The 6,742-nt window shown below is 61.6% G+C and carries 7 protein-coding genes; 1 reads left to right on the top strand and 6 read right to left on the bottom strand.

Annotation, left to right across the window (positions count from 1 at the left end; genetic code table 11):
* On the bottom strand, positions 1–147 hold a 147-nt coding region (locus tag ABMA59_RS36725; RefSeq protein WP_349010269.1), incomplete at its 3' end, for a transposase.
* Positions 148–345: 198 nt separating this feature from the next.
* Positions 346–1,215, bottom strand: coding sequence for a hypothetical protein (locus ABMA59_RS36720; protein ID WP_349010268.1), 870 nt, complete (start codon positions 1,213–1,215; stop codon positions 346–348).
* 118 nt (positions 1,216–1,333) lie between these two features.
* On the opposite strand from ABMA59_RS36720, the gene ABMA59_RS36715 reads away from it, so the two are divergent.
* Positions 1,334–3,052 (top strand): adenylate/guanylate cyclase domain-containing protein, encoded by a 1,719-nt coding sequence (locus tag ABMA59_RS36715; protein WP_349010267.1) that lies wholly within the window; start codon positions 1,334–1,336, stop codon positions 3,050–3,052.
* 251 nt (positions 3,053–3,303) lie between these two features.
* Here the strand turns inward: ABMA59_RS36715 and ABMA59_RS36710 are convergent, their stop codons facing one another.
* The 4 genes from ABMA59_RS36710 to ABMA59_RS36695 all read right to left on the bottom strand — a co-directional run.
* Positions 3,304–3,753 (bottom strand): carboxymuconolactone decarboxylase family protein, encoded by a 450-nt coding sequence (locus ABMA59_RS36710; protein ID WP_349010266.1) that lies wholly within the window; start codon positions 3,751–3,753, stop codon positions 3,304–3,306.
* Between the two features lie 156 nt (positions 3,754–3,909).
* Entirely contained in the window at positions 3,910–6,084 is a 2,175-nt protein-coding gene (locus ABMA59_RS36705) for a calcium-binding protein (RefSeq protein ID WP_349010265.1), read from the bottom strand.
* A gap of 171 nt (positions 6,085–6,255) precedes the next feature.
* Positions 6,256–6,441, bottom strand: coding sequence for a hypothetical protein (locus ABMA59_RS36700; RefSeq protein WP_349010264.1), 186 nt, complete (start codon positions 6,439–6,441; stop codon positions 6,256–6,258).
* 114 nt (positions 6,442–6,555) lie between these two features.
* Positions 6,556–6,742 (bottom strand): homocysteine S-methyltransferase family protein (locus tag ABMA59_RS36695; RefSeq protein WP_349010263.1); only part of this gene is annotated, 187 nt, incomplete at its 5' end.

The raw sequence follows: 6,742 nt of genomic DNA, 5'->3' as shown, positions 1-6,742 counted from the left end.
GTCCATGCCGCCATACTTCGCCTTCCAGTTATACAGCGTCGCCTCGCTGATCCCGTGCTTGCGGGCCAGTTCAGCCGCCTTTGCCCCCGCCTCGTGTTCGCGCAGCACCGCGATGATCTGCTCTTCCGTGAACCGCTGCCGCTTCATCTGTCCGTCCTTCAATCGAGGCCGGACTCTAACTCCAGGTGGAGGAAAAACTCAGTGGCAGGTCACTGCTTTCGTGCCAAATATGGCCGGCTCATTGTCGCATATCGGGCAGAGTCGGCCGCGTGATCCTCGCCGCGGTATCGACGGCCTCGACGTTGTTGGCATCGCAATGCAGCATCGGCAAGGTCCTTACGGTGGTCAACGTCGTGATGAGTGCCTCACCTTCAGGCCCCGTCGTTTGGAAGACCGCAAAGCTTCAAGAATTCGTCCGAGAATGTTGTCTGAATGGCCCCGCCCCGTTCGACGCCAGTTGAAGGTGCATAACGCGACACCCAATGCGTCGATCGCCGTTACAAGGGGCGAGGCAGGTAGAGCGGGGAGCAAGAGGACTGGCCGATATTTTGCGAGACGGGGCATCAACTTTGCGTAGATAAGCAGCTGGCCAAGGCCGCCATAAACGTCAGCTGCCGCAGCGCCGGTCTTTATTTCGATAAGGAACCAGCGTTGGCTGCCGACTACCTCTGCATCCACTTCGTATCGGCCTGCTGGGCGCGGCTTATCTACGGTGAAATCCTTGGCCCTAAGCAGTTTCGCCATCGCCGTCCAGACTTCGCCCTGCCATTTGCGGACAACCCTCGCGTCCTGCGCCGCCTGGGCACCGACGAGGTAAGTTCCGCCGGTCTCGTCCTCCGCGGTCAGCTCGACGATAATTGCGAGATCAGCAGGCGATCCCGCCCCCTTTCCTTTAGTGCGCGCGATCGCGCATGCATCGACGAACCGCGCCGTGTTCGTGCGAATCTCATCGGTTGACACGTCGAGCGCGGTCACGACGTACCAGTCGCGTTCGATGTTCGTGTTGCCGTTAGTCACGTTGGCTGGTGATAGCCCGGTCAGTCGCCTGAACTCGGCGAACAGTACGGGGCGCTCGTCGCGCGTTGGCGGATTGAGCCTACCTTGCCGAAGTAAGAACGGGCGGACGTCCTCGTTGATCGCAATCGCCGAGGTGATCCGAAGACCCGATAGTCGGCTGCCGCCCCGCGCGTCGGATTTACGTTGGGAGCGAGTCAACTAACCCGTAAACGGATGTCTTTATTTCCTCGGATACATTTGCAGCGCGTTTTCCGATGCGGCCAGCTTCGCAATGCGCTAAACTGTTGGATCGGTCGTCCTGTGAAGGAGGTTCGCCATGAAGCGCAAGATGGCAGCCCTTATGGTCGGCGACATTGTCGGTTACTCCGCGATGATGGAGCGCGCCGAAGAGCAGACGGCGGAACGCCTGGCGAGCTGTCAGGCCCTCATTTCGGAAAAGGTCGGCCTGCTCGATGGCCGTGTTTTCAAGACAGCGGGTGACGCGGCGCTTGCCGAGTTTCCAAGCGCCGTGAATGCAGTGCGCGGCGCGTTCGAGATCCGTAGCGCGCTTGCCGGTGCGCAGGAACCTGCGAGCGAACCGCTCAGGATGCGGTTCGGTCTCCATATCGCAGATGTCGTGGTGCAGGGGGACGATCTGGTCGGGGACGGCGTCAACCTCGCGGCGCGCATACAGGCGGCGGCAGAGCCAGATTCGATCTATGTGAGCGGTGCGCTCTTCGAGCATGTCCGCCGAAATTCCTCGTTCATTTTCGACGATATCGGCGAGCGGCCATTTAAGAATATTTCTGAACTGGTGCACCTCTATCGGGTTCGCGGGGAGATTGGCGCACATCGGCTGCAGTCGGCACCGACGCAACTGCTCATCACGAAGGAACGGCGGCCGTCATCGGTTGCGGTGCTGCCCTTCCGCGTTTCAGGCGATAATGAGGACCAACGCTACCTCGCCGAGGGGCTCACCGAGGAATTGATTGTCGAACTGGGGCGGTTTCGACGTCTTTCGGTCAGCTCGCGAAGTGCGAGCTTCTCGATTGCGGAGTCCCACGCCGATCCGGTGAGGTTCGGTGAGGTTCTTGGCGTTCGATATGTGCTTGAGGGACAGGTGCGGAAGATCGGAGAGCGAGTATCGGTCAGCTTCACGCTCTCGGAAACCGACCAGGGGGCGGTGATTTGGAGCGACAAGATTCAGCGACCTTTCGATGAAATCCTCGCCCTGATTGACCGGACCGCCGCGAAGATCGCCGCAACGGTGTCTGGGCGCATGGAGGATGCCGCAATGGTGGCGGCGCGGCGGAAGCCGCCCGAAAACATGACCGCCTTCGACTGCCTGCTACGCGGGCTTGATCATCATCGCCTCGGGGGCGTCACCGACAACAACGCACGCCAGTCTGTCGACTGGCTTACAAAGGCGATCAACGCCGACCCAAACTACGCAGCCGCCTACGCATGGAGGGTCTGCGCAGCGTCCTGGCTGTCGGATTTCGACTACGAGAAAGGCCGACGAGACATTTGCCGCGCACTCGAACTCGATCCCTGCGATGCGGAGGCCAACCGGATCATGGGCGTGTTCGAACTCATGAATGGCAACTTCGATGAGGCTCTGGCACACGGCCGCAAGGCAATGGAGCTGAATCCGACGGATGCCTACATCAAGGCAAGATGCGCAGCACTGTATAATTTCGTCGGAGAGGGCGAGCGTTCTTTATCCTTGCTCGATGAGGCCGAAATGCTCGATCCATTCCTTCCTGTTTGGTGTGTCGAAGAACGCGGCGTGGTTCTCTATGCGCTGGGCCGCTATGCGGAGGCGGTTGAATCCTTCGGTAGGCTTGCGTTTCAGACCAATCGCTCGCGCCTCTATCGGGCGGCTGCGCTCGCAGCACTCGATCGGTCTGCCGAAGCCCAACGGATCATCAGAGAAGCCGTTGGCGGCAAGCCAGAGCTCACGGTCTCAGGCTTCACGCGCGGTGAGCATTACCGTGATCCCGAAACGGCCCGGGAGCTTGGCCGCTTACTGAGGGAATCAGGGTTGCCGCCTTAAGGTCGCCGGCGATAGTCTGCCGCAGCCGCCAACCCGTTCGACACCCACCGTCGAAGTCTGCAATGGCTCGACCTTGGTCGGTTTCATGGGACAACCTACGGTCGGTGGTGTCGGCTCGTCGGTCAGTTTCCTTGCAACGGTGAGCTGGAAAGCGAACCCCATCGGTGCGATTGCGCGGCGGCGTTGTTCACGCCGCCGCTCAAATGCTGAACTGCGGACCGCAACGATCGTCTCGATCCGCGCAGTATTGATCACTCCCCTTCAAACTCGGCTTTGAACGCTTCGAAGTCGATCTGCATGCCGTTCAACACCGCGCTCCAGTTCCGCGTCAGGCCGGCCTGCGCCACGGCCTCGGCGATCTCAGCGTCAGTGGCACCCATGTCCTTGGCGAGCTTGGTGTCCAGCCACACACAATAGCGGCAGGGGATCTGCGCCGCGACCGCGATGTTGATCAGCGCCTTCATCTTCGGCTCGAGAGCGCCCTTCTCCATCTCCAGGCCTTTGGTCATCGCCCAGGCGCCGGCTATGCCTTGCTTGGGATAGACCTTCATGAAAGTCGGCACGAAGCCGAGGGTCTTCTCGATGTCCTTGTAGGTTTGCTCGGCGCTGGGCTTCTCCTGCGCGACTGCGGCCGATGCGCCGAGCAAGATCATCGCCGTCGCGGCGAGAGCTGCGTATGTCAGAACAAGTTTGGTTCTCATGGTCATTTCCTTAGGTTTATCGAAGGCATGGGAGGGGTGTGCCCCGGTCCGCCTTCGGAGACCGGAGCTGGACGACGCGCACGGATGGCGGGCCGTTGGTGTAGCCGGCTCCCATTGGAAGCCGGTAGAGCGTTTTGAGGTTGGATTGGGCGGCCGTCAGATGACGGCGAAATCGGCGTTGGTCAGTCCCAGTCCACTGGCCAGTGTAGCAAATTGGACGCCAGCGATCTCGCCGGTGCCGTCCGCATCGTAGATCAGCCTTCCGGTGTCGCTTTCATAGATGATGCGGTCGGTCGCGTCGCCCGCGAGCCCTGTGGCGTTGGCGCGGAAGGTGGCGGCGTTGAGCACGCCGGTCGCGGTCAGCGCCGTGAACACGGCGTTCTCCAACCGGATAGTGTCGGCCGCGACCGAATAGTCGAGGATCGTATCGACATTGCCGGCACTGAGCGCGGTGGAGAAGACGAAGAAGTCCTTGCCGCTACCGCCGCGCAATTCGTCGGAGCCGCCCTTGCCGTCGATGATGTTGATTCCGGCATTGCCGACGATCTCCTGGCCGATATCATTGCCAGCGAGATCAATGTTCGACGTGCCTGATGAGCCGTTGGTGGTGAGAAACTCGACATGCACGCCTTTGCCGAGCGTATAGTCGACCGCCGCGATCACCCGGTCCGCCGCGCCCTGCGAAGAGGTCTCGACGATCGTGTCACCTGTGTTAAACACCCGATAGGTGTCGCTACCGCCAAAACCGCGCAGAATGTCGGCCGCGCCCTTGCCGCCGTCATGCAGGATGTTCGCCCCGGCATTGCCGGCGATCTCCTGGTTGAGCGTGTTGCCAGTCAGGTCGATGTCGACGGTTTGCGTCGACAGGATCGTGGTCAGAATCTCGATGCGGGCGCTGGCGTCGAGCGCATAGTCCACCGTTGCCTTGACGCGGTCGGCATTGCCTTCATTGGCCCTCTCGATCACCCTGTCGCGGGCTGAATCGACGAGGATAATATCGTCCCCGGCGCCACCGGACATCTCGTCATCGCCGCTGCCGCCGTCGATCACGTCATTGCCGGTCTGGCCGAAGATAGTGTCGTTGCCGGCGTCGCCGAACAAGCTGTCATCGCCGCCGCTCACCTTACCGAGGTCTGCCGCGTTATGGGAGGCGACTTCACCGAAGATGGTGTCGTTGCCGTCGCCGCCATGGATCGCATCGTCCCCGCCGACAATCGTCGCGGCGCCAGCCGGTCCAAAGTCAAGGGTGTTCAGGAAGATCGTGGCGAATACGTCGCCGGCGATCTGGTCGTTTCCACCGTCGCCGTCGATGATGTCGTCGCCGCCATGGACGTGGCTGCCCGCCTCTGAATTGTCCTGCACGACATCACCGGTGATGATTTCGCCTTCGTCGCTGCCCTTGATCGTGTCGTTGCCGCCAATCACGTCGGTGAAGTCTTCAACGAAGGCAACATCGCCGGCCAGGATCGCTCGCGATCCGTCGACCCGCACCGGGTCCAGCCCGGTGATCGTGTCGTCGCCGCCTTCGACGCGCGCCTTGGCATCTGCCGCGTCGCCACCCGCCCGGAAAACGTCGCCAACGACCATGGAGCCGTCATCGGTGCTTGCGCTCGACAGCTTGTCGTCTCCACCAAGCAGGATGGCGCGGCCGCCAACCTCGCGACCGTCGCCGATGAACTGTTGCCTTTCGTCGGTCGAGGTGCCGGTAATCAGGTCATTGCCGGCGTCGTAGCGGGCAAATTCAGTTATCGTCAACAACCCGCCCGAAACCGGCGGCTTGGTGCCGGTGCCGGGCTGCGCCGGAATGAACTCCTGGCGCACGCCGCCGCTGACGAGGGCGACGTCGCCGATCAGCGTATAGGAGCCGTCGCCGGTGATGAACACGTCGTTCTCGCCGCGGTCGGTGATGATGTTAGAGGTGGTGCTCACAGCCGATTCGATATCGTCGCCGAACACCAGCGACGAATTCTGGCCAACCTTGGATGTGTCAAGGCCCTGGACGTTGATCACGTCCTTGCCACTGAGCACCTGATCCCAGAATTTGCGCGGACTATCGTCCAACTGGCTGGCAGCGACGTTGAGGCCGCTGACGATGACATTGCGCGCACCGAAATTCGCGCCGATGTCGATCGCGATATCGGTGACGGTTCCGGCAATCGGACGTCCGTCATTGTCATACTGGAAGTCCTTGCCGGTGACTTCGACGAAGTCTGCGGATGTGGTTTCGTAGCGCCAGAAGTCGTTCTGTCTGGTGAAGGAATTGTCGAACGCCACGAGCCCGGAATCCTCGAGATTGAGGGCGGAACCGCCGTCGAAACGTATGGTGGCCATGATAGTTCTCCGTTCGGGCTGCCGGTCACGGCGCCCGTTGCTGTGTGGTCAGTTTTTCCAGCATGGATTTTTCGCCGGCGCTTTGCGGCCGGTCGTTGCTTCCCGCGCCTTGGGCCGCGGGGTCTTTCGGCTCCAGCCGCCCGTGGAGGCCGGCGAAGCATAAGGATGGCGTCAGTCGCGGCGATAGAGCCTGGTTGGTCCGCGCGACAAACCGATATCGCGCAGCATGTGGTCGTTGGACTCATCGAGTTCGACGCGATAATGCCGGACAGTCCGTAAGCGGCATGGTGAAAACAGCCGGCCGAACAGGCCAGCTAGGCCGTCCGTCGCACGGGCGGCATGTCGATGCGTGGTCATGTCAAAATCCTTTCCCGCGACGGTGTTGATGTTCCCGCCCCGGTGGTGTCTGGCCGGTGGGCCGCCCGTGGCGGCTCCGGTGGTGTGGTGATCAGCCGATATAGACCCGCGGGGTCAGGCGACCCGTGTTTCAAACGGCACGCAAGCCTCGCAGATGGCGGCGAGGTGCCGGTGGTCGGTGCCGCAGCAGCCACCGAGGATGCGCATGCCGGGAAAATCGCGGCGCAGATCATTGTAGCGGCGGCCAAGGTCGATTGGGTCGCCGGCGTCGAGCGTATCGGATTCATCGAGTTCCTGATGG

Source organism: Mesorhizobium yinganensis (assembly GCF_040081985.1).
GTDB lineage: Bacteria > Pseudomonadota > Alphaproteobacteria > Rhizobiales > Rhizobiaceae > Kumtagia > Kumtagia yinganensis.
Note: the sequence above shows the minus strand (reverse complement) of the source record. Positions and strands in the feature narration are given on the sequence as shown.

Bases quoted from the DNA above. Each gene is read 5' to 3' on its own strand.
- ABMA59_RS36700 (WP_349010264.1), bottom strand. From the start codon at position 6,441: ATGACCACGCATCGACATGCCGCCCGTGCGACGGACGGCCTAGCTGGC.
- ABMA59_RS36705 (WP_349010265.1), bottom strand. From the start codon at position 6,084: ATGGCCACCATACGTTTCGACGGCGGTTCCGCCCTCAATCTCGAGGAT.
- ABMA59_RS36715 (WP_349010267.1), top strand. From the start codon at position 1,334: ATGAAGCGCAAGATGGCAGCCCTTATGGTCGGCGACATTGTCGGTTAC.
- ABMA59_RS36710 (WP_349010266.1), bottom strand. From the start codon at position 3,753: ATGAGAACCAAACTTGTTCTGACATACGCAGCTCTCGCCGCGACGGCG.